At 41.6% G+C, this 22,903-nt stretch carries 23 protein-coding genes; 16 read left to right on the top strand and 7 right to left on the bottom strand.

Translation table 11 applies throughout. The features are described from left to right. The first annotated feature begins 463 nt into the window (after window positions 1-463). Window positions 464-934, top strand: a complete 471-nt coding sequence (locus V7L07_RS05620; RefSeq protein ID WP_334767536.1) for a CRR6 family NdhI maturation factor — start codon at window positions 464-466, stop codon at window positions 932-934. 195 nt (window positions 935-1,129) lie between these two features. Here V7L07_RS05620 and V7L07_RS05615 read toward each other — a convergent pair whose 3' ends face one another. Continuing rightward, window positions 1,130-2,089 carry a glycosyltransferase family 9 protein gene (locus V7L07_RS05615; protein ID WP_335055798.1) on the bottom strand — a complete coding sequence of 320 codons (960 nt, stop codon included), beginning with the start codon at window positions 2,087-2,089 and terminating at the stop codon, window positions 1,130-1,132. 69 nt (window positions 2,090-2,158) lie between these two features. Between V7L07_RS05615 and ispD the strand changes: the two genes are divergently transcribed. The 3 genes from ispD to accD all read left to right on the top strand — a co-directional run bounded on the left by ispD (window position 2,159) and on the right by accD (window position 5,171). Then, a complete protein-coding gene (ispD, locus tag V7L07_RS05610; protein WP_335055796.1) occupies window positions 2,159-2,848 on the top strand; it encodes a 2-C-methyl-D-erythritol 4-phosphate cytidylyltransferase in 690 nt (229 codons plus the stop codon). A gap of 172 nt (window positions 2,849-3,020) precedes the next feature. After that, window positions 3,021-3,569, top strand: a complete 549-nt coding sequence (gene scpB, locus V7L07_RS05605; protein WP_335055794.1) for an SMC-Scp complex subunit ScpB — start codon at window positions 3,021-3,023, stop codon at window positions 3,567-3,569. A gap of 651 nt (window positions 3,570-4,220) precedes the next feature. Beyond that, window positions 4,221-5,171 (top strand): acetyl-CoA carboxylase, carboxyltransferase subunit beta, encoded by a 951-nt coding sequence (accD, locus tag V7L07_RS05600; RefSeq protein ID WP_335055792.1) that lies wholly within the window; start codon window positions 4,221-4,223, stop codon window positions 5,169-5,171. A 117-nt stretch (window positions 5,172-5,288) separates the two neighbouring features. On the opposite strand, the gene V7L07_RS05595 is transcribed toward accD, so the two are convergent. Continuing rightward, entirely contained in the window at window positions 5,289-6,740 is a 1,452-nt protein-coding gene (locus V7L07_RS05595) for an MFS transporter (RefSeq protein WP_335055790.1), read from the bottom strand. 178 nt (window positions 6,741-6,918) lie between these two features. Here V7L07_RS05595 and V7L07_RS05590 point away from each other — a divergent pair, with 178 nt between their 5' ends. Beyond that, window positions 6,919-8,172: an ABC transporter substrate-binding protein gene (locus tag V7L07_RS05590; protein ID WP_335055788.1), complete on the top strand. Its 1,254-nt coding sequence runs from the start codon at window positions 6,919-6,921 to the stop codon at window positions 8,170-8,172. A gap of 16 nt (window positions 8,173-8,188) precedes the next feature. Here V7L07_RS05590 and V7L07_RS05585 read toward each other — a convergent pair whose 3' ends face one another. Continuing rightward, window positions 8,189-8,581 carry a type II toxin-antitoxin system VapC family toxin gene (locus tag V7L07_RS05585; RefSeq protein WP_335055786.1) on the bottom strand — a complete coding sequence of 131 codons (393 nt, stop codon included), beginning with the start codon at window positions 8,579-8,581 and terminating at the stop codon, window positions 8,189-8,191. Beyond that, entirely contained in the window at window positions 8,578-8,808 is a 231-nt protein-coding gene (locus tag V7L07_RS05580; RefSeq protein WP_104908431.1) for a type II toxin-antitoxin system Phd/YefM family antitoxin, read from the bottom strand. Before V7L07_RS05580 ends, V7L07_RS05585 begins: the two co-directional genes overlap by 4 nt. Window positions 8,809-9,009: 201 nt before the next feature. On the opposite strand from V7L07_RS05580, the gene V7L07_RS05575 reads away from it, so the two are divergent. Genes V7L07_RS05575 through V7L07_RS05565 form a run of 3 tightly spaced genes read left to right on the top strand, consistent with a single transcriptional unit; the run spans window position 9,010 to window position 10,035 of the window. Next, entirely contained in the window at window positions 9,010-9,231 is a 222-nt protein-coding gene (locus V7L07_RS05575) for an addiction module protein (protein ID WP_335055784.1), read from the top strand. Continuing rightward, window positions 9,228-9,422, top strand: a complete 195-nt coding sequence (locus tag V7L07_RS05570) for a hypothetical protein (protein ID WP_335055782.1) — start codon at window positions 9,228-9,230, stop codon at window positions 9,420-9,422. Before V7L07_RS05575 ends, V7L07_RS05570 begins: the two co-directional genes overlap by 4 nt. Further along, window positions 9,400-10,035: a restriction endonuclease subunit R gene (locus V7L07_RS05565; protein ID WP_335055780.1), complete on the top strand. Its 636-nt coding sequence runs from the start codon at window positions 9,400-9,402 to the stop codon at window positions 10,033-10,035. Before V7L07_RS05570 ends, V7L07_RS05565 begins: the two co-directional genes overlap by 23 nt. 195 nt (window positions 10,036-10,230) lie before the next feature. Here V7L07_RS05565 and V7L07_RS05560 read toward each other — a convergent pair whose 3' ends face one another. Then, the gene (locus V7L07_RS05560; protein WP_335055778.1) at window positions 10,231-12,684 is read right to left on the bottom strand and encodes an ATP-binding protein; all 2,454 of its coding nucleotides are present in this window, start codon (window positions 12,682-12,684) and stop codon (window positions 10,231-10,233) included. A gap of 162 nt (window positions 12,685-12,846) precedes the next feature. Between V7L07_RS05560 and V7L07_RS05555 the strand changes: the two genes are divergently transcribed. From V7L07_RS05555 to petJ, 6 genes are all read left to right on the top strand, one after another. Beyond that, the gene (locus V7L07_RS05555; RefSeq protein WP_335055776.1) at window positions 12,847-13,758 is read left to right on the top strand and encodes a carbohydrate ABC transporter permease; all 912 of its coding nucleotides are present in this window, start codon (window positions 12,847-12,849) and stop codon (window positions 13,756-13,758) included. After that, on the top strand, window positions 13,751-14,587 hold the full coding sequence (locus V7L07_RS05550) for a carbohydrate ABC transporter permease (protein ID WP_335055774.1): 837 nt from the start codon (window positions 13,751-13,753) through the stop codon (window positions 14,585-14,587). Before V7L07_RS05555 ends, V7L07_RS05550 begins: the two co-directional genes overlap by 8 nt. A gap of 192 nt (window positions 14,588-14,779) precedes the next feature. Then, window positions 14,780-14,986, top strand: a complete 207-nt coding sequence (locus V7L07_RS05545; protein ID WP_335055772.1) for a hypothetical protein — start codon at window positions 14,780-14,782, stop codon at window positions 14,984-14,986. Window positions 14,987-15,130: 144 nt separating this feature from the next. Then, window positions 15,131-15,622, top strand: a complete 492-nt coding sequence (psbV, locus tag V7L07_RS05540) for a photosystem II cytochrome c-550 (protein ID WP_179065906.1) — start codon at window positions 15,131-15,133, stop codon at window positions 15,620-15,622. A 242-nt stretch (window positions 15,623-15,864) separates the two neighbouring features. Next, entirely contained in the window at window positions 15,865-16,284 is a 420-nt protein-coding gene (gene petE, locus V7L07_RS05535) for a plastocyanin (RefSeq protein WP_335055770.1), read from the top strand. Window positions 16,285-16,528: 244 nt separating this feature from the next. Further along, window positions 16,529-16,873 carry a cytochrome c6 PetJ gene (gene petJ / locus V7L07_RS05530; RefSeq protein ID WP_334766280.1) on the top strand — a complete coding sequence of 115 codons (345 nt, stop codon included), beginning with the start codon at window positions 16,529-16,531 and terminating at the stop codon, window positions 16,871-16,873. Between the two features lie 234 nt (window positions 16,874-17,107). Here petJ and V7L07_RS05525 read toward each other — a convergent pair whose 3' ends face one another. Beyond that, window positions 17,108-18,664 carry a hypothetical protein gene (locus V7L07_RS05525; protein WP_335055768.1) on the bottom strand — a complete coding sequence of 519 codons (1,557 nt, stop codon included), beginning with the start codon at window positions 18,662-18,664 and terminating at the stop codon, window positions 17,108-17,110. Between the two features lie 630 nt (window positions 18,665-19,294). Between V7L07_RS05525 and V7L07_RS05520 the strand changes: the two genes are divergently transcribed. Together V7L07_RS05520 and V7L07_RS05515 are read left to right on the top strand one after the other, a co-directional pair. Further along, window positions 19,295-19,990 (top strand): esterase/lipase family protein, encoded by a 696-nt coding sequence (locus V7L07_RS05520; RefSeq protein ID WP_335055766.1) that lies wholly within the window; start codon window positions 19,295-19,297, stop codon window positions 19,988-19,990. A 264-nt stretch (window positions 19,991-20,254) separates the two neighbouring features. Then, window positions 20,255-20,854 (top strand): cytochrome b N-terminal domain-containing protein, encoded by a 600-nt coding sequence (locus V7L07_RS05515; protein WP_335055764.1) that lies wholly within the window; start codon window positions 20,255-20,257, stop codon window positions 20,852-20,854. 55 nt (window positions 20,855-20,909) lie between these two features. Here the strand turns inward: V7L07_RS05515 and V7L07_RS05510 are convergent, their stop codons facing one another. Continuing rightward, window positions 20,910-22,796 carry a cation:proton antiporter gene (locus V7L07_RS05510; RefSeq protein WP_335055762.1) on the bottom strand — a complete coding sequence of 629 codons (1,887 nt, stop codon included), beginning with the start codon at window positions 22,794-22,796 and terminating at the stop codon, window positions 20,910-20,912. Between the last annotated feature and the right edge of the window lie 107 nt (window positions 22,797-22,903).

Here is a 22,903-nt window from a genome sequence, read left to right as displayed (position 1 = left end):
ATTACAACTTTAACTTAAAATTGCTGTAAATGTCCACCTTGGGGCAGGCATTGCCTTACCCAAGTAGGCTAATTCTCATGGCATACCATATTAATCGTGTAGTAATTATTTAGTTAGGTGTGAGTAATTATAGCAACGATAAAAGCAAGATTTAATTTTAGTAAAAATCAGTGAAGTGAGTGGCGTAGGTGTAGCCCCCGCAGGCATCGCCAACAGATAATATCAAGGCTAGCAACTAGATGTATCTTTGTGATAACCAGCGAAAATTAAGCAAAAGTATCAAATAAATTTGAGCAGGTCAGACTTGTGTCTAAACCTTGTGTAGGTTGACCAAATTATCAGCAAAAAAGTATCAGTAAATACTAATTGATTTTTAAAGGTCAATGTAGCGTCAATCGCTGAAAGCTGCTACTGTATATTGTCGATCCTACAGTTGAGCATCAAGAAAGTGGCTGCTGAATCAATAACAATTGCGATCGCACTCAATAATGACTTCATTAACAATCTGGATCTGTCGCCTGCGTCAACGGTGATTGAAAAACTGCTGCAAGATGGGGTTACATCCCATGAACAGCAGCTACGTTTTGATATCAATTACGATCTCGAACCTGGCGATCCACGGGAACTATCAGAAATTCCAGAGGTGCGGCTGTGGTTTGTGCGCCTAGATGCCAAATATCCCTGGTTGCCATTTTTACTAGATTGGAAAGCTGGAGAATTTGCTCGTTATGCCGCCATGCTTGTACCACACCAGTTTAGTTCCCAAGAAGGTATTCAGTACAATCCCGAAGCCCTAGAGATATTTTTGATGCACAAAATCTTTATCTTAGGTGATTGGCTCAAACAGCAGGACATCCCCAGCCTATCGCGGCTGAAGTCTATGGCCCAAATGCTGGGCTATGAATTAGATGATGCTTTTTTTGGGATATTTTAAATCAGAAATAATTCAGTCAAATTAAGACCTGGCGAATAGAATTCGCGGCTATACAGGCAAAGTCCGCGGAGGCGGACTAAAGTCAAATTAAGGCTTTGAAACCCACAGGGGTGGGTTTTGTTTGTATAGACGCGGTTTCTAACCGCCCGTTTCCTTTCTTGTTCTGACTTCTGAATTCTTCAAAAAACGACTGGTTTAGCCGCCCCAAATCTTCTCTAAAACTGCGTTTGGTGAAATATCCGCCGTTTTTCCCGTGGGGGATTCAATGGCCAGAAATTTATCATTTTTCGGCAGCAACTTAACCGGATCGGTGGGACCAAATAGGGCAATGGTATAGGTTTGGACAGCAACACTCAGTTGTAATGCCTCACTATCAGTAGACAGCAGCAAATTTGCGCCGGCAATTATGGCAGTTAACTTGCCAATATCATCTGGAGCAGTTACTTTGATATCTGGAGAAGACTCCAGAAGCGATCGCACAAATTGCTCATCATCAGTCCCCTTAACGACCAACACAGGCAGATCCGGCTGCTTGTCTTGGAAGCCATGAATAATTTGATGCCAACTTTCAACAGGGTAGATTTTATCCAGTTCTTTAGACTTAGATAACTGGCCAGAACTGCCATTAATCAAGATATAGCCTGTTTCATTCACCCCTAAACGTTTTTGTTCCTTTTGTGCCCACTCAATATTTGGTTTTGGCACATTTACGGCTAACTCTGGGACGGGGCTATTTATTTCCAATGGTTGCAGCAAGTCGTGGTATAATGCTGCCGCATACTGGGATGGTTTGAACGGCACAGTATGGGTAAGAAAACCCGATCCTTTGCCTTGGTAGCCAATACGTATCGGAATTCCCGTCAACCAGAGTAAAAGACCCACCAACCAATTTTGCTTAACAGCAATGGCAACATCGTATTCGCGATCGCGAATGCTGCCGACCAAATTACCCCAATCTGCCAGACTATTACGGTCTTGAAAATCAAAGTTCAGTACCTCGTGAACCGACTTGCTCACTTGGTAGGCAGCCTTTGACCGGGGTTCAACAACGACATCTATTTGAGCGTTAGGGTAATGGCGCTTCAGGTCATCTAGAGTCGGAAAGAAGAGAATTTGGTCGCCAATTCCGCCAGGTACAAGGGCTACTACTCGCATAATATTTATTGACGCTTACTCGCTCCCTATTTTAGGGGAAAATATATAGCTTAAAGATTGAGGAATTCTGTGTATTTACTAATTCCAGCTGCGGGAATCGGAAAAAGAATGGGGAGTAACCGTAATAAACTCCTACTGAAAGTGCGATCGCAACCAATTATTGCTTGGACTCTATTAGCCGCAGAAGCCGCCAGTAGCATCAGTTGGATCGGGATTATTTCTCAGTCTACCGATTGGCCAGAGTTCAATGCAATTATCGCCGATCTGAAGCTGACCAAACCAGTAGAATTGATTCAAGGCGGTTCCACCCGGCAAGAATCTGTTTACAATGGTTTGCAATCTCTGCCAGTAGACGCAGAGCAAGTGTTGATTCATGATGGCGCTAGATGCTTGGCTACACCAGATTTATTTAACTCTTGTGCCGAGGCGATTCGCCATTGTCCCGGTTTGATTGCTGGTGTGCCAGTCAAAGACACCATCAAAGTTGTCGATGAACAAGGAATAATTCAAGAAACACCCGATAGACGACAACTATGGGCGGCACAAACTCCCCAAGGATTTGATGTCAAGTTGTTGAAACAGTGTCATGCTGAAGGTGTCCGTCAAGGTTGGGAAGTAACTGACGACGCCGCTTTATTTGAAAAGTGCGGCATCGAAGTCCGAATTGTCGAGGGAGAGGAGACAAATTTAAAAGTGACCACTCCACAAGATTTAGCGATCGCAGAATTTATTCTCACAAGTAGAGGGATTGGGGATTAGGGATTGGGGATTGGGGGGACAAAAAAGTGTGTTCCCAATGCTCAATACTCAGTTTTTAATTGGAGAGTGTCAAAATATTCTTCGACTTATGTTATTAAGATACAATCCTATACACATTGTTGATTGTTAGTTGTCATCTGCTAATGACTAATGACTAATGACTAATGACTAAATGATTACAGCCACAGCGACGAAGATAGAAGCAATTCTCTATTTAAAGGGTAAACCCTTGTCGCTCGGCGAAATCGCCGAGTATGCCGCGTGCGATCGCGCCACTGTCAAGGAAGGCATAATTGAACTAATGGACAATTATGCCCACAGAGATAGCGCCCTAGAGGTAATAGAAACCCCAGATGGTTACAGTTTGCAACTACGGTCTGACTTTCATGATTTAGTGCAAACTATGATACCAGTGGAATTGGGTGTAGGTGCATTGCGGACTTTAGCTGCGATCGCTCTTAATAGTCCTATACTCCAGAGCGACTTGATTAACCTGCGCGGTTCAGGGGTATATCAACACGTTCCAGAACTCGTAGAACTTGGTTTCATCCGCAAGCGCCGAGACAGTGATTCTCGTTCCTACTCATTGCAAATAACCCCAAAATTTCATCAGTATTTCCAAATCGAACAACTTCCGCAAATACTTTCCACCAGCCAGAAGGAAGAACAATTAGAACTAGAACTAGAACTAGAACTAAAGGGAGTGGGGAGTGGGGAATAGGGAGTAGGGGAAGAAGGGAGCAGGGAGCAGGGAGCAGGGCAGCAGGGAGAAGAATTTTCCCCTCCGCCCCCCGCACCCTGCCCCTCTGCCTCTTTTCAATGCTCCTAGAGCGAGTCAGACGCTCAAGGATTCGTTTTGCGTGTCGCTATTGGGCGTCTTGATTCTGAATTCTGAATTCTGACTTCTGAATTCTTCTTCAAAATTCGTGACTGTAACCAACATTACCCCATCTGCCCTTCACATTTTGATAATATTCAGCTTGTGACTTGTATTACCCTCTTAACGACGATTAACCGTTGGCAAGTACAACTAGTGCAACAGATGCCGCTTGTTCACAACCTAGAAATACGAATCAATTGATTTGGGTGGGAGGGAGAGAGCATCTTATTTGGAGGTTGGTATTCTCATAGCTTTGTCAGTACGTCCATATAATTAAGTCTGCTGAAAAAAAGAGCAAGAGACTTGTATTGGTATAAGTATTTTCGTTAAGCTGGCAACCAAAGATGAAAATTAAGGTCTGAATTGCTTAAAAGCGTAGTTTAACGATGTAGTCATTAGTCTATTAGCAAAGACAAGTGACTAATGATTAAGGACAACCCAATACGATTTGACATGTTTTCGACCTCATACCCACTTAAAATAAAATAAAAAATGGCTAACAACGAAGAATCACGTGGTTTAAAGTCTCTATTTGATTGGTTTGCAAATCGAAAGAAGTCAGGATCTATCAGCCTCGAACGTCAAGAGCGTGAAATTGCTGATGGACTTTGGCATAAATGCTCTAAGTGTGGCGTTTTGGCATATACAAAAGACCTGAAAGCCAATCAGATGGTTTGTGTTGAATGTGGTCATCACAATCGGGTAGACAGCGATGAACGCATCCGTCAATTGATAGATCACAATACCTGGAAACCGATGGACGAGCATTTGCGTCCAACCGATCCGCTGGAATTTCGCGATCGCAAACTCTACAGCGATCGCCTACGAGAAACACAAGATAAAATTGGCTTAATAGACGCGGTTAACACTGGTTTAGGTCAAATCAATGGTTTGCCCATTGCCCTTGGAGTTATGGACTTCCGCTTCATGGGCGGTAGTATGGGTTCAGTTGTGGGAGAAAAACTCACCCGCATGATTGAGCAAGCCACTCAACGGCGATATCCTGTAGTGATCATCTGCACCTCCGGCGGCGCGAGAATGCAAGAAGGAATGCTCTCCTTGATGCAGATGGCGAAAATCTCCGCAGCCCTACAGCGTCATAAAGATGCCCGACTATTATATATTCCCGTTTTGACCAACCCCACAACAGGCGGGGTTACCGCTAGTTTTGCAATGTTGGGTGATATTATCTTGGCAGAACCCAAGGCAACCATTGGTTTTGCAGGTCGGCGAGTGATTGAGCAAACCCTGCGGGAAAAACTACCCGAAAATTTTCAAACTGCTGAAGATTTACTCCAGCACGGTTTTGTCGATGATATTGTACCCCGTACTCAATTAAAGAACACCCTAGCCCAGCTGATTGCTCTACACCAGCCTGTACTAACAACACCTCACATGGTTTTGTGGGAAACAATGTCTTTGACTTCTACTGCCGTAGACTGAAGTATTGTATTGGGCATTGAAAAGAGGCAGAGGGGCAGGGTGCGGGGGGCGGAGGGGAAAATTCTTCTCCCTGCTCCCTTGCTTCTCCCCAGTCCCCAGTCCCCAGTCCCCAATCCCTCACCCTCTCCTTGGCTCTTGAAGAAACATCAGTGGAACAAGCGCTACTAGTCGGAATAGACCAGAGAGGGCAAACAAGCCCAGTAAGCCTCCAGATTGAGCAAATTGGACGAGAAAGCTGCCTATAGTTGTGCCCAAAGCACCACTCACTCCAGCAACGGCAGCTGCGATCGCAAAATAGATAGACTGATTTTTAATTGGTGCGATCGCCAATTGTATATTATTGCTGCACAAGTCAATGGCCGCCCAAGTACCTCCAGCTAAGATGTGTAATAGAGGTAGCCACAACCAGATATCAAGGCGATTAGCACCAATTCCTAGCCAGAGGAGTGGTGTGACTCCAACCAAAATCCCAATACAGATGAGGATGGGACGATTACCAATCTTATCTGCTAATTTTCCCCACAGAATAAGCATTAGCAAAGTCGCCCCCGCCTGAAGGCTGTTGTAGACAGTCACGTAACTCACATCCAAATCCAGCGTGTCCAGCATGTAGAGGTTAAAAAAAGGACTGCTGAGATTAACAGCAAGATTCCAGAAGCTAAAATACAGCAGAAATATCAAAAAGTTAGAATTTTTCCAAATACTGTTAGTTAACTGGTCTTGTGGCAAATGAATTGAATTTGAAGGCAGAAGTAATAAGTCTGTTGATTGAGTGATTTCAGAAGATTCATCTTTTGTAGTGTCTGATTGAATCTCACTTGTTTGTGCTGACTTGCCATAATAAGTGTTTTGCGATTGGGGATTTATATCCACCTGGAAATATTGACACCCCAATCCTATAATTCCAAAAACAATGCTTACCAGTAAGACTATCCCATAACCTTGTAGAGATCCCCCATACCAATGTGATACAACTAGTCCAGCCATTGGTACACAAATCAAAGTGGTGAGGTTAGCAGCACTATTGCGTGTTCCAAAATACCTGCCTCGCAATCGCCGGGGAACTATCATTGCCACCCAACTTAGCCACGATGCAGTTCCTAATCCTCCTAAAAGATTGCTGAATAGAACAATTAAGAGTGTCAATATTACTAACTGCTGAGTATCAATTAGTCCCCAATTGATGCTGACAATCCCAATTACTAAAACCAACCATAACAGCCGACCAATTCCGTGCGTCCGAAGCGAATATTGAAAACGGCTGGTGCTGCGTTCAGACAAGTAAGCACCCAAAGGCTGAATAAGATTGACCAACATCGGGATAGAAGACAACATCCCAAATACCACTGGACTAGCACCCAATTCCACCAATAAATTGCTGAGTAAAATGCCACTAGTTCCAAGAGAATAAACCGATGCTAAGACAGAATCCGCAGTGGATGCTTTTAAACTAGTGCGAATACTATCCTTGGGAATTCGAGAATTTGGAAAGATTGCTATTGGTGGTGAGGCAATCTGGGCAATTTCTAGAGTCAGTGGCGCAGTTGTTTCAACCTGAACAGAATCCATAATCTATGCTTATGGGTGAAGTACCCTGGATAAATCCGGTTGCAGAGGAATTAATTAGCGTTGCTGATAATTTTTCGTTATTTTAGCTTGCAATTCTAAACAAGAATTTTAAATAAGTAAAATCTCACTCCTTAGCAACAGAAGGTATAAGTAATAAGAAAGAGATTGCGAGCTATCTGTGAGCAAGAAAAGATTATTTAATTTTTGGGGATTGGTAATAGCGATCGCTATTATTGCTTGTCAAAATCTACAATTGCCAACCAAACCGTTAGCATCTACCGCAGTCACCATCAAACTCAGTGGTTGGGGAGGCTCTCCCGTTGAGCAAAAACTCTTGAGACAAGTATTGCAAGACTTTGAAGCACAACATCCAACGATTAAGGTCAAATATGAGGTAATTTCCGACCAATACATGGATGTAATTAAAACTCGTTTGGTTGGAGAAGCCGCGCCTGATGTCTTTTATCTGGATGCGCTGGAAGCTCCTTTCTTGATGAGTCAAAATGTCTTAGAACCGTTAGATGCTTATATCACCCCCAAATTTGACCTAGCAGACTTTGAGGATAACCTACTCGACAGTTTTAAATATCAGAACCAGATTTATGGATTTCCCAAAGACTATTCCACCCTGGCTCTGTTTTATAACAAAAAAGCCTTCGCCGCCGCAAATTTGAGTAGTCCGCCAGCGACTTGGGATGAATTACGTAACTACTCGAAACGATTGACAGGCAAACTTAACAAATATGGCTTTGGGGAAATTCCAGAATTAGCGCGTCAAGCTTATAAGATTAAAGCCTTTGGTGGACAACTCATCGATCAAAATGGTTATGCTACCTTTGCTAGTGAGACGGGTTTACAGGGTTTAGAGTTGGTAGTAAACCAGTATCAAAAAGACCGCTCCTCAGCACAAAAATCTGATGTGGGGACAAACTCAGGTAGTGAAATGTTTGGTCAAAGTAAAGTAGCAATGGTGATTGAAGGTAATTGGGCAATTCCCTATCTAACTGAAACCTTTCCCCAAGTAGAGTTTGCTACCGCACAAGTGCCTACTATTAATGACAAAAAAGGCACGATTGTCTTTACCGTTGCCTACGTCATGAATAAGCAAGCACAACACAAAGCCGAAGCCTGGGAGTTGATTTCTTATCTCACAGGTAAAGAAGGGATGCAGAAGTGGACAGGAACAGGGTTTGCTTTGCCAACACGTAAATCAGTGGCAAAGAATTTGGGCTATGACCAAGACCCATTGCGATCGCCATTAGTTGCAGGTGTTGATTATGCTACACCGTGGCAGGTGGGGAAATATCCAGGGGTGATCGTCAATAATTTTGATAACCAGTTTGTTAGCGCTTTGCTGGGGCAACAGCCATTAAAGCAGGCAATGGTAAAAGCAGAGAATGAAGCTAATCAGCAAATTAAGGCGATGGAGTGAGTAATCTTTTTTACTTCTACCAAATCACTTCTGAGTAGAAATTTGCTATTTCCTTATCAGATGTAATTATTGCAGCTTGATTACTTCTCGCTAGTGCAACAACAACTCGATCTACTGGATCTCGATGATCCCATTCTAAATTGACACTTTCCATCCAAATATTTTCATCAATGGGTACAATCTGAACGACACTAGACTTTTTCAGCCTTACTACGTACTCGTTAAGATTGACTCCTAAATCTAGTTTTTTATTTTTGATTTTTATCGCAATTTCCCATATAGCTATGGAAGGGACAAGACCATTTTTATCCCTTTCCATCTGGTTGCACGCTTCTTTAGCTTGTTCAGAAAGGTTGACTGGATCTAAACTCCACCAGATTAGGGCACAAGTGTCAAGGACTATCTTCACAATTGCGTCCATTCCTCAGTGGTTGGTGTAGTTAAATCCTCAAAGTACTTCACTTTCCCGCGCATCTCCCCAAATAACTCTTCTGTTGAAGGTGTTTGTGCGTATTTGGAAATTTTCACGACTGGCTTACCGCGATCAGTAACTACAATTTCTTCTCCTTCTGACTCTACAAGTCGTAAGAACTCAAGAAGTTGAGATTTGAGTTTACTTTTAGAAATTGATTTCATAATAACCATAGTCATGACTATAGTCATATTCTAATAGGACTATAGGAGTTTTAAGATCATTTCTAAAAATAAATTAAAAAAGAAGAGAAAATTTATCGTAAGCGACAAGATCCCCGACTTTTCAAAAAAGTCGGGGATCTGGGGATCTGATCGAGCAATGACTTAAAATTGTAGATGTTTAGTCAACAATAGTAAATAACTATGCATCCCCTATTAAACGTTGATATTTCCCAATTAAGCGTATCCGAACGAATACAACTTGCAGAGGATTTATGGGATAGCATTCTGACTGACACTAATGCAGTAACTCTGAGCGAAGAGCAAAAACAAGAATTGGATAGACGTTTAGAAACACATCGTCAAAACCCAAACCAGGGTTCAAGCTGGGAACAGGTTAAGCAAAGACTGGGTTTTTCTCAATGATTTATCAGTTAATTATTAGCCGAGAAGCAGAGCTTGATATCCAAGATGGTTTTGAATGGTACGAGCAACGTAGTTCTGGATTAGGTTCAGAATTTGTACGTGTTGTCGATAGCAGTTTGGCATTAATCATTTACTTTCAGTATCATTTACAAAAAATATTTTGGGATTATGGTTCAAACAATACAGGCTAAAGAAATTACCCTGCTTGACTTAGAGACTACCTTTGGACTCCAATTGGTTGAGGATGAGCAATTTTTTAGAGAGTGGCAAGATAACTTACCAGAAATTACCAACTCCCAAAAACAACAGCTTGACCGAGTTAAGGCAAGTTATGCTAATTTGCTCAAGTACCCTCCCCTGCTGGAAAACACTGTCAAGATGGTAGTGTTGTCTCCCTTGTTGGATTTAGCAGACTTTTATCTATCTCCGTTTCATGTTAAATCTGAAAAATCTGTAGAAGTTTCGGCTGTTGATGAAGGCGTAAAAATCAAAGGGCAGATTGATATCTTAGTTTTGTTTGAACAGCTAGTAGTAGTAGTTATAGAGTCCAAACAAGCAGCTTTTTCCGTGGAGATGGGCAAACCACAACTGCTAGCTTATATGCTGGCAATTTCTAACTCGGATAAACCAGTATATGGACTAATCTCTAATGGCAGTAGTTTTCTTTTTGTTAAATTAATTAAACAAGAAACACCAAAATATATATTATCTCGCTTGTTCTACATTTTCAATCCAGGTAATGAATTGTATACAGTTTTGAGTGTGTTAAAGCGTCTGGGTCAATTAGCGAGAAATGGCGGTTGAAAGATAAAGTAATGCTGCCGAAAAAAGAGTAATAGAAAAGTTGAAGCGTAGGCGATCGCTACCACTTCTATACTTCTTAGCAGGTTTTTTATAGGATGAAAATATCGCATATTCCTAAAGTTATTCTCCAAACACTGCCAAAAGGTGCGATGTCTACGACGGGCTACGACCTACGCTATTTTTATTGAGCTATTGCTAATACAATCCCCATTCTAATTTCAAACTTTCTAACTTAGGATTTTTTACACTCATTCTCTTACACTCTTCCAAAAATTCTTTGACTTGCCCTTCATTAAGACTTAAGCCGCCATCTTGTAGATTATTGATGTAAGTAATCACGTCTGAAGTTGTTAAAGCCGAACTGATTTCTTCTAGAAGAATAGCATTTCTAACTTCCCGACAAACCAACTCAATATCTGATGAAGTAAATCTCCCACTTTTATCCGCCAGAATTTCAAAGTTAACTAGCTGATTCATATCAATTTTGGATAGGTAGTGTTTGAACAAATCCATTCTTTCTACTTGATCAGGTGGGAAAACAGGAATCTTCCAATCCAATCGACCAGAACGCTTCAAAGCGCTATCAATACCACTCAAATAATTAGTAGCAGCAATGACAATTACATCACTATTTTGTAGATTATTTAGTTCTATGAGTAATTGGTTGATAGTTGCCTTTTGGTCTGTGTGTGCGTTGTCTTCGTTACGATTAAACCCAATACTGTCTAACTCATCAATGAATAAAAGTGAAGGAGATTTCTTTTTAGCTTGAGCAAAGATATCTCGAATATTCTTTTGACTTTGCCCTATCCAAACACTGACAATATCGGCAGGAGAGAACTTAAAGAAGTATCTTCCAGACTCATTAGCAAAGGCATTTGCTAGGAGAGTTTTACCACATCCTGGTAAACCATAGAAAAGAATTCCACCAATTGAACTCTTATGTCCTTTAGATTGCAGCTTCAGAAGTCTAGTTAGTTTTTCTTTTTCTTCGTTTAACCCTTGTACTTGGCTAAAGTCAAGCTTAAATTCTTTGATGCGGTTAGTAATTGGATATGCTTGGACTAAACTAGTTTTTTTGGCTCCATACTTAAAAGATGGATATTCGATAGAATCAAATGATACTGGGAGTAATTGGTGTTTTTCATAATCAGGAGCCATGATTATAACTTGGAAGCGATCGCCATAATATTCAGAAAACTTATATTCTAATATTTCCTTAGCTTTTTTCAGTTGGTAATAGTTGCGTGCTATCTCAAAACCAGGAATTACCAACCAAAGACTTTCTAGTTGATTTGGCCATACTTTTGATTTCCGCAAAACTCTTTTAATTGAATCTAAAAAGAGATTATTATCTTGAAATTCTTGGTATTTGAGAGTTTCTATCTCAACCACTACCTGATTTTTTACATAGACTTCTATGATTTCACTTTGGTACTCTTCATCATCATCTGATGTATCTTTATCGATTGTTTCTTCATCCCTAGAAGTCAATTCAACTTCACAGCCGATATTAGACAATCCATATCCTAAACTTTCCAATGTTTTAATAGCAAAATACTTAAGGTAGATATATTCTTTACTTTCTTGCTGCCATTTCAGAGTGTAAAAATGTTCAGATTTCATTTTTAGAAATAACTGAGACTCAGCCTGTATTTGAGCTTTTTGCAATTCGACAAAGTAATCTTGCAAAGATGCATCATCTTCATCTAATTCATAATATGGAAGTTCCAGCAGTAGACGGAAATGGGCGTACACTTCCTCTTTATATTCAATAGATGCTTCATTTGGATATTTACACCTGAGAGTAAAAGTAAAAGGAATTTTACTAGCAACTCTATCTACCAAGTATCCTAAAGCATCTTCTTGCTGATGGGCTTGGATTTCTAATGCCGATGGACAATGAAATAGAATAAAGAACTGTTCGGAATTATATTTATTGGCATAAAGAGATATCTGTTCAAACTGCTGATCGAATTTTTCAGAATCAAGCAACTCTAAGCCAGTATTACCAAGGATAATACTGGTCATAGTTGAGCGATTAAACTGGAAAATACTAGCATCGGAGATAGGATTTTCTTGCTCATCTGCACAATCTTTATCTTCTTCTGATAGAATACTTGTAGAAATTTTCCTAGTGGCAACTTTTGGTATACTATGATAGCCTCCATATTGAGATTTTCTAATTAATTCATAATTAAATATTTTGACAACAATATCACAGAAGAAATCTTCTACTTGTGGAATCAAAAAAATACCTACTGGCTGTTGAGAATCTAAACACGCTTGAAATCGTTCATATTCTTGTTCAGAACCAAAATCAAACAAGTAGTAGAAAAAATCATGTTTGACTGAAACTGCCTCTTTTAGTTTGGCTGAAATTGATTGAGGTTCAGCCACTTCATTTGTTGGTTCTACACCTTTAATAGAAATAGCTATTTTTGTATCTAAGGGAACATGTAAATCCAACCGAGGATTTGCACAAAGCCCCAATTCCTCAAGGGCAGTATTAAAATCATCTATGAATGATTGACTTCTACGCTGGTAGCCAAACTGTTCTATGATAGTTTTGATCCGTAGACTTTTTTGAGTTTTACCAGTTCTCTGAAGTTTACTTTTAATTGAACGTAAATAAGCTGTATATGACATTTTGTGAGCATCCCAAAGAAACTAAATATATAGTTCCCTAACTGACATATCGAGCTAACGCACACAAGCAATGTCTTTATTTTTGTCTGGGAGTACGATAAATAATCATGCACAATCCATCGCTACAGTCGGGTTAGTGCGAGATTAGATGGAGGTTCAGTAGTGTTTGAAATCAACAGGCGGCGGAGTAACCTCAGGTGGAACATCACCGAAGACTTGGCTGGGTATATGTTCATGATGCCCACAATTCTAGTTTTGGGAACTTTTGTAGTCTTACCCATTCTCTACGCCGTTTTTCTTTCCCTGCAAAAAGTCCAACTTCTCGGCGGTATTGAGTACGAGTTCATCGGTTTTCGGAACTTCACGCGATTGGCTGAAGATGAACGGGTTTGGATTGCTTTGAGAAACACAGCAGCTTATGTAGCAATTGTTGTGCCAACTCAAACCGTACTAGCTTTAATTCTGGCGGTAACACTAAATTCTGGGATTCGTGGTAAAAACTGGTGGCGTATCCTCTATTTTTTGCCTACAGTTACTTCTTCAGCAGTGCTGACACTCATCTTTATGTGGATTTATAACACTGATGGGCTACTAAACGATTTTCTCGCATTTGTGGGGCTACCGACTTATAACTGGTTGGGCGATCCAGCAGTTGCGCTCAAAGGCATTATGATTATGAACATTTGGTCAACTGCGCCGTTTTTCATGGTGATTTATCTGGCGGCGTTGCAGGATATACCCCAAACACTTTACGAGGCGGCGGAACTCGATGGCGCAAATGGGTGGCAGCAATTTATCTACATTACTCTTCCCCTGCTTAAGCCTGTAACCTTCTTTGTGGTAGCAGTGGGGGTGATTGGGACTTTTCAACTTTTTGACCAGTCTTATATCTTCTCTGGCGGTACTGGCGGGCCGAACAACGCTACCTTAACTGTGGTGCTACTAATTTATCAAGCTGTGTTTCGGAATTTACAAATGGGATATGCAGCGGCGATCGCATTTTTGTTAGCAGCAGCGATCATTCTCATCACTTTGATTCAGCGACGACTTTTCGGAGGCGAACGATTTGACTAACACCTCTGGCTTATCCTGGCTCAAAGCCCTGTTATACGTTCTGCTGACACTCTATGCCATAATTACCCTAATACCCTTTCTCTGGGCACTTTCAGCATCATTTAAGCCGCTATCAGAGATTGTCAGTGGTGAACCCAACTTTCTCCCCAAAAATTTTACTCTCGATAACTACAAGCAAATCTTTCTCCAAGAACCGCTGTTTTGGCGCTGGTTGTTTAACAGTGTAGCGATCGCCATCAGCGTCACCCTTTTAAACTTGTTGTTAAATTCAATGGCTGGTTATGCCTTGGCAAGACTGCGCTTTGTAGGCAAGCGTTTTTGGTTCTTCCTAATCTTGGCGGTGCTGGCAGTACCAGCACAAATCACCCTAATTCCCACATTTTTAATTTTAAAAGCGATCGGCTGGCTAAATTCTTATCAAGGCATGATAGCGCCTAGCATGGTGAATGCCACTTTTATCTTTATGATGCGGCAGTTTTTTGTTAATTTTCCTAAAGAACTAGAAGAAGCCGCTCAACTCGATGGCTTAAATACCTTTGGGATATTTCGACATATTGTCTTACCTTTGGCAAAGCCAGCACTAGCAGCACAAGCAGTATTTGTGTTCATGGGAAGTTGGAATAATTTTTTGCTGCCTATAGTTATCCTATTTGACCCAGAAATGTTTACCCTCCCTTTGGGACTGAACACCTTCAAAGGTCAATACATCAGCTATTGGAACTACATTATGGCGGCTTCTATGGTCTTCACCCTGCCAGCTTTAGGTATTTACGCCTTTTTTAATCGTTACTTTATTCAAAGCGTCACCTTTACCGGGGGAAAAGGCTAATAGTCATTAGTCATTAATTCTTCCCCTACTTCCCCTGCTTCCCCTGCTTCCCCTGCTTCCCCTGCTTCCCATGCCCCATGCCCAATGCCCAATGCCCCATTCCCCAAACAGTATTTTGGGCAACAAATTGGACTCCTAACGTGATATTGGTATTACAGAGACTCAATCTCTATCTATCAGTTAATAAGCATTATGGGTTTTGCAGACCTATCGATCGCAGAGATAGCAGCCGACTACAGCATTCCTGTAGAACAAGTGTTTTCTCTGTGCAACCAACTGGGAATCGCCTACAAACACCAAAAGACCCGTTTGGCGTTAGAAGATGCAAAGGCAATTATTTCCCAAATATCGTCTGAAATACGCCCAAAAGGTACTAGCGACTCGGTGGGCGATAACTAAGTCACCTAAAGGGTTATCTCGGCTTTGGCTAATCACTGATAGCTAATGACAAAAAACAATGAGTCATTAGCAATTAGCAGCTTGGAGATTGAGAATCGCGTTCTTAGTTAGCTGTGTTGAGCGTCAAAATTTTTAAGGGGAAACATGTTTAGAAGACTAATTGGCGTTGTTGTGGCTACTGTTTTACTCTCGTTTCAGTTGCTTGTCGGTAGCGCGACAGCAGTGGAACTGGACAAAGCTACCCGAACAGTGCCATTAAATACTCAAGGTGATACCGTCGTACTTAGCCTTAAACAAGTCAAAGAAGGCAAACGCTTATTTAATTACGCTTGCGCCCAATGTCATGCTGGTGGAGTTACCAAGACAAATCAAAACGTGGGACTCACTCCAGAAGACCTGGCACTGGCAACACCCAACCGTAATAACATTGAAGGCTTAGTAGATTACCTGAAAAATCCCACTACTTACGACGGGGAAGAAGAGATTTCCGAAATACACCCCAGTCTCAAAAGCGCAGATATTTTCACCGCAGTGCGAAATCTGACAGATGAGGACTTGGAGGCGATCGCCGGTCATATTCTTTTACAACCCAAAATCGTTGGTACTAAGTGGGGAGGCGGAAAAATTTATTACTAAATCCTGGAACTGAGTCATTGGGAATAGGGCATTGGGCATTGGGAATAGGGCATAGGGAAGAATTCATTCCCCATTCCCCACTCCCCATTCCCCATTCCCCATTCCCCTCTGATCACACAGGTTTTTGCAATAAATTGCTCTCCATATATTAAAAAAAAAATTATCTATGACAGATTGTCATATTTGGCGTTGATTTTATTTAAAATGAGAAAGGGAAAAAAATTGTTTGTTAGGAGAGAGCTATGAAATTAATTTCGGTAAGCTGGCGACGCCTTAGTTTAGCTGTGTTGACAATCCTTTTAGTTGTTAGCAGCTTTGCTGTTTTTACTCCCAGTGCTTCGGCTGAAACCTACAAGGTGAAATTGGGTAGCGATAAAGGACTGCTAGCATTTGAACCGAAAAAGTTGACCATCAAACCAGGCGACACAATTGAATGGGTGAACAACAAAGTTCCCCCCCATAATGTTGTGTTTGATGCTGCCAAAAACCCCACTAAAAACGCTGAATTGGCAAAATCTCTATCTCATACCAAGTTGCTGTTGAATCCTGGTCAAACCAAAACAACTACTTTCCCCGCAGATGCACCTGCTGGTGACTACACTTTCTACTGCAATCCCCACCGTGGTGCTGGTATGGTTGGTACAATCACTGTCGAGGGCTAGGAACACTAGCGTTTGACACAAGATGATTACTCACTGAAATTAGTTCATCGCAATATGCCACACTCCTAGAGTGACGCACAAAAGACATCAATGGCGGTAACAAGTTCTATCCTTCTCGAAGACGCTAAGTAACCTGTAGCGACGTAGGAATGAACTCGTTACCGCCAATTTTGATCAAATTTGACTTAATCGGGGATTAATCGCGTTTATACTCTTGCTGGAGGCTTGTTGCGAGGAAATTCTGTTGAGAATACTTTTATTAATTTTAATGTCGGCGATCGCCATATTCAAATTGACATTCATTAGTCCAGCACTAGCTGCCGAAACACCCAACGGTGCTAAAATTTTTGAGGCTAACTGCGCTTCTTGCCATATCGGTGGCGGTAATATCCTGATTATCCAGAAAACTTTGAAAAAGGAAGCATTATCAAAATACTTAGAAAATTATGATAGTGACTCAATCCAGGCGATTATCCACCAAGTACAAAATGGTAAAAATGCCATGCCTGCTTTTAAAGATAAGTTAAGTGCTGAGGATATTCTGGAGGTAGCTGCTTACGTTTTTCAAAATGCAGAACAAGGCTGGTAAATGCAGCTATACCGTCTAGTTCTTGTAGGGTGGGTCCGAAAGCCCGCCCTACTAATGGGAGTAAGTTTAAGCTAACGAACTCCAAAATTAACTATATTTATGAATGTATGATGAACTAGCGATCGCTAGTTCATCAATTGCTAAAAACTATATTTTAAAGATGAATGATAAATTTAGAATTCTTATCATTCATCTCTTTTAGCTTCTTCTTAATCCAAAATCACGAGCGGATGATTATTTCTCTGGATTAGACTTTTCTCTGTTTTCCTTGACTTGACGCAATACTTCTACTAATTTTTGCTCGGATTCAACCGAGGGTGTAGCTAGACCATTATTGATTCTTGGCAGCAATAAGGCTTCGGAATTAGTAGCTGCCGATGAAGGTATGGACTGGTTATTTTTGATTTTCAGTTCAGATAATGGTTTGGGAGTAGCTGCCGGTGAGAACTCAGGTTGATTGCCATTGACTCCTGGCGTAGCTAATGGTTTCAGAATACCTGTCGGTAAGGACGTAGGCTGGTTATTTTTGATTCGCAAATCAGGTAACGGTTTAGAAGTAGCGGCTGGTAAAGGCGTAAGTTGATTGTTATTTATTCCTGGTGTAGATAATGACGAGGGTTTTTGCTCTTGAGTAGTGCCAGTAGTATTGTTAGTGCTGTTTTGGAAACGTAGGTTAAAGGGATAAGAACTAATCTGTTTATCTCCCTTGGGGGATTGCTTGTTGAAGTATTCTCTTGCCTTTAGTTGCAATTCCGGGGAAATTAGCTTGTCTTGAAACTTGATATCTAAGACCTTACCATCAGGATCTACAACCAATACACCCAAAACGGCACCTTGAAGATTCGGCTGATCTGTAGGTAATGTTTGGCGAATGACTGGTTTTTGTTCAGCGTTGGGGTATTGTTGCTGGACTTCTTTTCTCAGGTTTGCGTAGGATTCTAGCTGTGCGATCGCCTGTTGAGTTCCTTTCACCGATAAATCAGGTGTCTGGGGTGTGATTCCCCTACTCCCAATTAAAGCATCCCCATTTCTTGGAGCTTGTTTTAGAGAATTTATCAGGGGGTTTTGAGCAATTCTAGACGCATTATTAACTGGTTGCGTCATTGGCGAAGTTATGTTTCCCTGTGCTGGTGCAATAGGGGTAGTGTTAGAGAATGTTGGAGATTGGGGATTCCGCAGAATATCATCCGATATTTTCTGTGACTGTAATTCTGGCAATCTATTTAGAGCTAGCGGCTTAGATGGCTCATAATTGCTAGCAATATTGTTGCTGGCAATATTATTACTAGTAATATTATTGACACGAGGAACTGATGGAGAAAATTTGGCGCCGGTATTGTATCTAGAACTGTCAAATTTAGAGGCGTCAAATCGCAAATTATCACTAGGAATCATCCGCAAAGATTGCCTTGTAGGCAAGGATGAGACTGAATAGTTATTCGATGATGCGGGTAGCGGAGGCAGTACGAATTGGCTGGATGGCGGTGGTGCTAATGGGGTTAATCCAGTTTGGGGGCTAAAGTTCGGAGCCGAAAGTGGTGCTACTGGAGGAAATTGTTGTAAACCAACTTGGGGCGTGGTTTGGGGCAACCGATTTTGATCGGCTTGGCTCAATTCTAAAAGTCCGACTGTTTTGGATGATGCTGTTTCTTTGGGCTTGTTAGACTCCATAGGCATCAATGGCACAATCATGGCGATCGCACCGTGGATGCCAAGGGAAGCTATAGCTGCTATCCCAATTGGTTGGCTTAAGATTTCTGGTATATTTTTCAGCAGGGAGACGTAAGACATGGCTGTTATCGTTCACTCGACTCAGTTGCAGTTGACTAGCGATTTTCTCTTTCCGACTATATTTTAATGTCTTGTAAGAGATGCGTTCCTCTAAGGAAATAGTAACTTCCTCTGCTGGCAATCAAAACGCCAAAATTGCCATTTATTCAAGTTTCTAATTAATCAATGACGCTATATCATAATCTTCAAAATTTGAACTTGCTAAAGAGATATTTGAAAAATTACTACTTTTGATTTCTTATTGTTATGACGCACCCAATTAAACCTAATTAAAATTAATATCTGGGATATTTATAAAGTTTAAGTAAATGCACAAGTCTGGGTAAATTACAACTTCAGCAGATGTTGCCTTGTTATTTCTACTGGTTTCCAGTCAACTACGCTCCTGTAACAGATGGCACACTTGCTGATCCAAGACTAGTCCCTATGTGAAAATACTACCACATCGGCAGCCCCTAAAACTGTTGCAGATTGTACAATTTTATGAGCATTCTCGCTCTAAACCCCAGCAGAGCTATTTGGGTTTCTATTAAAGGAGTGAGTCAAGCGATCGCAATTCTAGCTCTTGAATCATGACTACTTCTTCGGCAAAAAAGTTCAAACCCTCAATCACTGCATCCAAAATTTAAAATGCCGTTACCAACAGTTATTTTACCTGGATATCTAGAAAGTGCGATCGCTTATCGCCAACTAGAACAATCTTTACAAGAATTAAACTTCCCCACCGTTACAGTACCACTGCGACGGCGTGACTGGCTCCCCACCCTGGGAGGAAGACCCGTAACACCAATTTTGCAACAACTTGATCGCACAATCAAGGATACATTGCAGCAATATAATGCTACTCAAGTTAACTTAATTGGTCACTCAGCCGGAGGTTGGATATCCCGCATTTATATGGGAGAAAAACCCTATTTGGGACGCGGTGCTGTCAAACCATTTCTCTGGGAAGCACATCCCCTGGTTGCTAATCTCATCACCCTGGGTACACCTCACATTAGCCAAGAACGTTGGACGCGCTTCAATTTAGATTTTGTCACCAATAACTACCCAGGAGCCTTTCACAAAAACGTTCGTTACATTTGTGTGGCTGGCAAAACTATCTTTGGCCAAAGGCAGCCTGGTAGTTGGTTAGCTTACAGCAGTTATCAATTAACCTGTGGTCAGGGTAACACTTGGGGAGATGGAATCACGCCCATTGCAGCTGCTCATTTAGAAGGGGCAGAAAATCTGGTGATTGAAGGTGTCAGGCATTCTCCGAGAAGTCCTGGAATTTGGTACGGTTCAGCAGAACCCTTAAAAGCTTGGGTGCAATATTTGATTTAACTGATATCTTGCACTAGTTCCAGCAATCGCATAGTAATGAATTACTCTTGCTTATAGCTAACGGTTTTAGTCCACTTAAAGTGGACTTAGGCTATTAGCCTTGCACTTCGAGTGCGAGGCGGGCTAGTTGGTTCATCGAGAATGGCGCAAGATATCAGATTTAAAAAACTTTATCTTTTTCTGATAAATGCAACATTTATTAATATTTCTTAGCTAAAATTGTAACAAGAATAAATACTTAGTTAAGAACAGGAGGGGTGAACTATGCAAAGCACCCAGTTCGATCAGATTTTGCGACGAATAGCGACGATATTATCGGTCGTGATTTTGACTCTATGTTTAATTTATGTTTCTAGCGGAGTTCTGCTGTCTTTTTACTATGAACCGACAGCAGGCGGGGCTTATAACTCCTTAAAGATGATTAATACACAATTACCATACGGCTGGTTGTTTTGGAGAGCGCATAACATTGCTGGTAACGCAGTAATTGCGATCGCCCTAATTCAAATTGTGGTGATGTTTTTAGGTAGGCAATTTCGCCAGAGTTGGCTAACAGCTTGGATTAGTGGGATTCTGTTGACCCTAAGTGCGATCGGTCTGGATTGGACAGCAATGATTTTAGATTGGACTCAGGAAGGATACTGGCGTTTTAGCATTGAATTAGGAACCATCGAAGCTATTCCTTTCATTGGTGGGCAACTGCGCGACATCCTAACCGGCGGTGGAGCCATTAACACAGTTACCGTCGAACACCTTTACACAATACACAGTTATCTAATTTCGGTGGCAACCCTAATTCTGGCCATAGTCCATTTCTCTGCTTTACTCTGGCAGGAATCGGAAGTTGAGTTAGAAGCCATTTAATTTTAGATTTTGAATTTTGGATTTTAGATTGAAGGAAAAATCTAAAATCTAAAATCTAAAATTGGCTGAGGGATAGGTCTTCAACCTCCGGTAACTTTTCTAAAGAGAGGGGAGTGGATTGGGTGGCACCAGATAAACGTTTTAAAAGGCTAGGTCTGGGGTCGTATAACAGATAAATAATGCGATCGCCAATTTCCCAATTTTGGTTAGCTGGCATTACCTGTAAGCGTTCTTCTCGTTCTATCAATAGCGGTATCAACACCCCAGTCCGAATCTTTTCTTGGATGCGATCGGATTGAGTAGAAAATTCCGACTCATTTAGCGTGGTTGTCCCCAATTTAACTCGCCCATCATTCAGATATTCATTCCAAGTTTTAATTGCTAAGTCTGGGATAAAAGCTTGATTAACTTTATTACTAACCGAAGTACTCGCCTGCGGATCGCGGGGGAAAACAGCTAAGACACGAGGCGGATTAAACTCCTCTGCGGCTCGTTGAGCCAAAACAAAGTTCACCTCACCATTACTCGTCATCGCCAAAAAAGTACCCATAGAGGCAAGTCCGGCCTCTTCCAAAACAGCAGCATCTAGGGCACTGCTGGCAATCACCCGGAGATTTTGCGCCTCAGCTTGCACAAGACATTCGGGGTCAGTATCAATCATGACCACGTTTTCTCCCCGTTCTTGAAAGAACCTGGCAATCAAAAGACTCAAGGGATTACAACCCACAATTACTGCCCCAATTGCATCTTTAGAGGTGATTTGCAGCCATTTAGCAACCCAACCAGCTGTTAGCCCTTGGCAGACAACAGTCATGATAATTGTGAGAAATACTAGAGCTTTAATGGAATCACCGCCGTTAATGCCGCGCTGTGTCAGCGAAATGGCAAAAAAAGAAGCTACGGAAGCAGCAACAATTCCTCTTGGCGCAACCCAGCTTAAAAATAATTTTTGTCGCCAGTTTAGATCGCTATTCCAGGTACACAAGAGAATATTAATCGGGCGAACGACAAACATTAGTACCAAAACAGTAAATAAACTGCCCCAACCCAAAGCAAACACACTAGCAATGGATAGGTCAGCAGCTAATAAGATAAATAGCACCGAGACGCTGAGAATTGTTAGCTGACCCTTAAAACTCCTTAAAAGACGTTCTTCTGGGACTGAGGAGTTCGCAAATACTGCTCCTGCAACTACTGTTGTCATTACTCCCGATTCACTGCGGATCATTTGCGATAAGGTAAACAAGCTCCAAAGTATTGCCAACACCACTAAGTTTTTTAGCTCAAATGACAGAAAACTGGCGCGTTTGAAAATCAAACTCATCAGATAACCGCCAGCACCACCTATTGCTGCACCAACACCCAAACGCATCAATAAACCAACGATCGCGTTAATGGGGTCAGCATCGCCGTTCAAAATCGTATCGAGGACAACGAAGGCAAGGATAGCCCCTACAGGGTCAATTAAAACCCCTTCCCCTTCTAAAAGTGTTGCTACTTGCCGATCGACATTAATTTGTTTAAGTAAAGGGCCAACGACGGTGGGGCCTGTCACCACAACTATGGAAGCGTAGAGAAAAGCTATGTTCCAGGGAAATTCCCCTAGCCAGTGGGCTGCCATACTCCCACCAAGCAATGTGATCAGCGTTCCGAGTGTTACCAGCAATTGCAGGCTGACTGAAACTCTGCCTAATTCTCGTAGATCTAAGTTAAGTCCGCCTTCAAACAAAATTATTGCCGTTGCGAGAGCGACAATAACTTCTAGCCCAGTGCCTAGCGAATGGGGATGCAATAGCCCGATGCCATCAGAGCCAAACAAGATGCCCAACAGCAATAACAAGACGATGCTGGGTACACGAAGGTATGCGGCTAGCACTTGGGCGCTAATGCCTGCAAAGACAGCGATCGCCATCTGTATGGTAATTTCAAAAGATGCTTCCATGTTGTAGATTTTGAGCGATTTATTTCAAAATCTTTTGTAAAAAACCGTAGATATTAACTCTACAGGGTACAACATCATACCCTTTGTTCCTTGCTGTCTTTAGCGTT

The organism is Nostoc sp., assembly GCF_036916985.1.
In the GTDB taxonomy this organism is placed as follows: domain Bacteria; phylum Cyanobacteriota; class Cyanobacteriia; order Cyanobacteriales; family Nostocaceae; genus Nostoc.
The sequence above is the reverse complement of the archived record's forward strand: the minus strand, read 5'-3'. Positions and strand labels throughout refer to the sequence as shown.

Excerpts from the sequence above, each read along its gene's own strand:
- V7L07_RS05615 (WP_335055798.1), bottom strand. The coding sequence starts at position 2,089 with ATGCGAGTAGTAGCCCTTGTACCTGGCGGAATTGGCGACCAAATTCTC.
- scpB (WP_335055794.1), top strand. The coding sequence starts at position 3,021 with ATGATTACAGCCACAGCGACGAAGATAGAAGCAATTCTCTATTTAAAG.
- accD (WP_335055792.1), top strand. The coding sequence starts at position 4,221 with ATGGCTAACAACGAAGAATCACGTGGTTTAAAGTCTCTATTTGATTGG.
- V7L07_RS05595 (WP_335055790.1), bottom strand. The coding sequence starts at position 6,740 with ATGGATTCTGTTCAGGTTGAAACAACTGCGCCACTGACTCTAGAAATT.
- V7L07_RS05580 (WP_104908431.1), bottom strand. The coding sequence starts at position 8,808 with ATGAAATCAATTTCTAAAAGTAAACTCAAATCTCAACTTCTTGAGTTC.
- V7L07_RS05575 (WP_335055784.1), top strand. The coding sequence starts at position 9,010 with ATGCATCCCCTATTAAACGTTGATATTTCCCAATTAAGCGTATCCGAA.
- V7L07_RS05570 (WP_335055782.1), top strand. The coding sequence starts at position 9,228 with ATGATTTATCAGTTAATTATTAGCCGAGAAGCAGAGCTTGATATCCAA.
- V7L07_RS05565 (WP_335055780.1), top strand. The coding sequence starts at position 9,400 with ATGGTTCAAACAATACAGGCTAAAGAAATTACCCTGCTTGACTTAGAG.
- V7L07_RS05560 (WP_335055778.1), bottom strand. The coding sequence starts at position 12,684 with ATGTCATATACAGCTTATTTACGTTCAATTAAAAGTAAACTTCAGAGA.
- V7L07_RS05545 (WP_335055772.1), top strand. The coding sequence starts at position 14,780 with ATGGGTTTTGCAGACCTATCGATCGCAGAGATAGCAGCCGACTACAGC.
- psbV (WP_179065906.1), top strand. The coding sequence starts at position 15,131 with ATGTTTAGAAGACTAATTGGCGTTGTTGTGGCTACTGTTTTACTCTCG.
- petE (WP_335055770.1), top strand. The coding sequence starts at position 15,865 with ATGAAATTAATTTCGGTAAGCTGGCGACGCCTTAGTTTAGCTGTGTTG.
- V7L07_RS05525 (WP_335055768.1), bottom strand. The coding sequence starts at position 18,664 with ATGTCTTACGTCTCCCTGCTGAAAAATATACCAGAAATCTTAAGCCAA.
- V7L07_RS05520 (WP_335055766.1), top strand. The coding sequence starts at position 19,295 with ATGCCGTTACCAACAGTTATTTTACCTGGATATCTAGAAAGTGCGATC.
- V7L07_RS05515 (WP_335055764.1), top strand. The coding sequence starts at position 20,255 with ATGCAAAGCACCCAGTTCGATCAGATTTTGCGACGAATAGCGACGATA.
- V7L07_RS05510 (WP_335055762.1), bottom strand. The coding sequence starts at position 22,796 with ATGGAAGCATCTTTTGAAATTACCATACAGATGGCGATCGCTGTCTTT.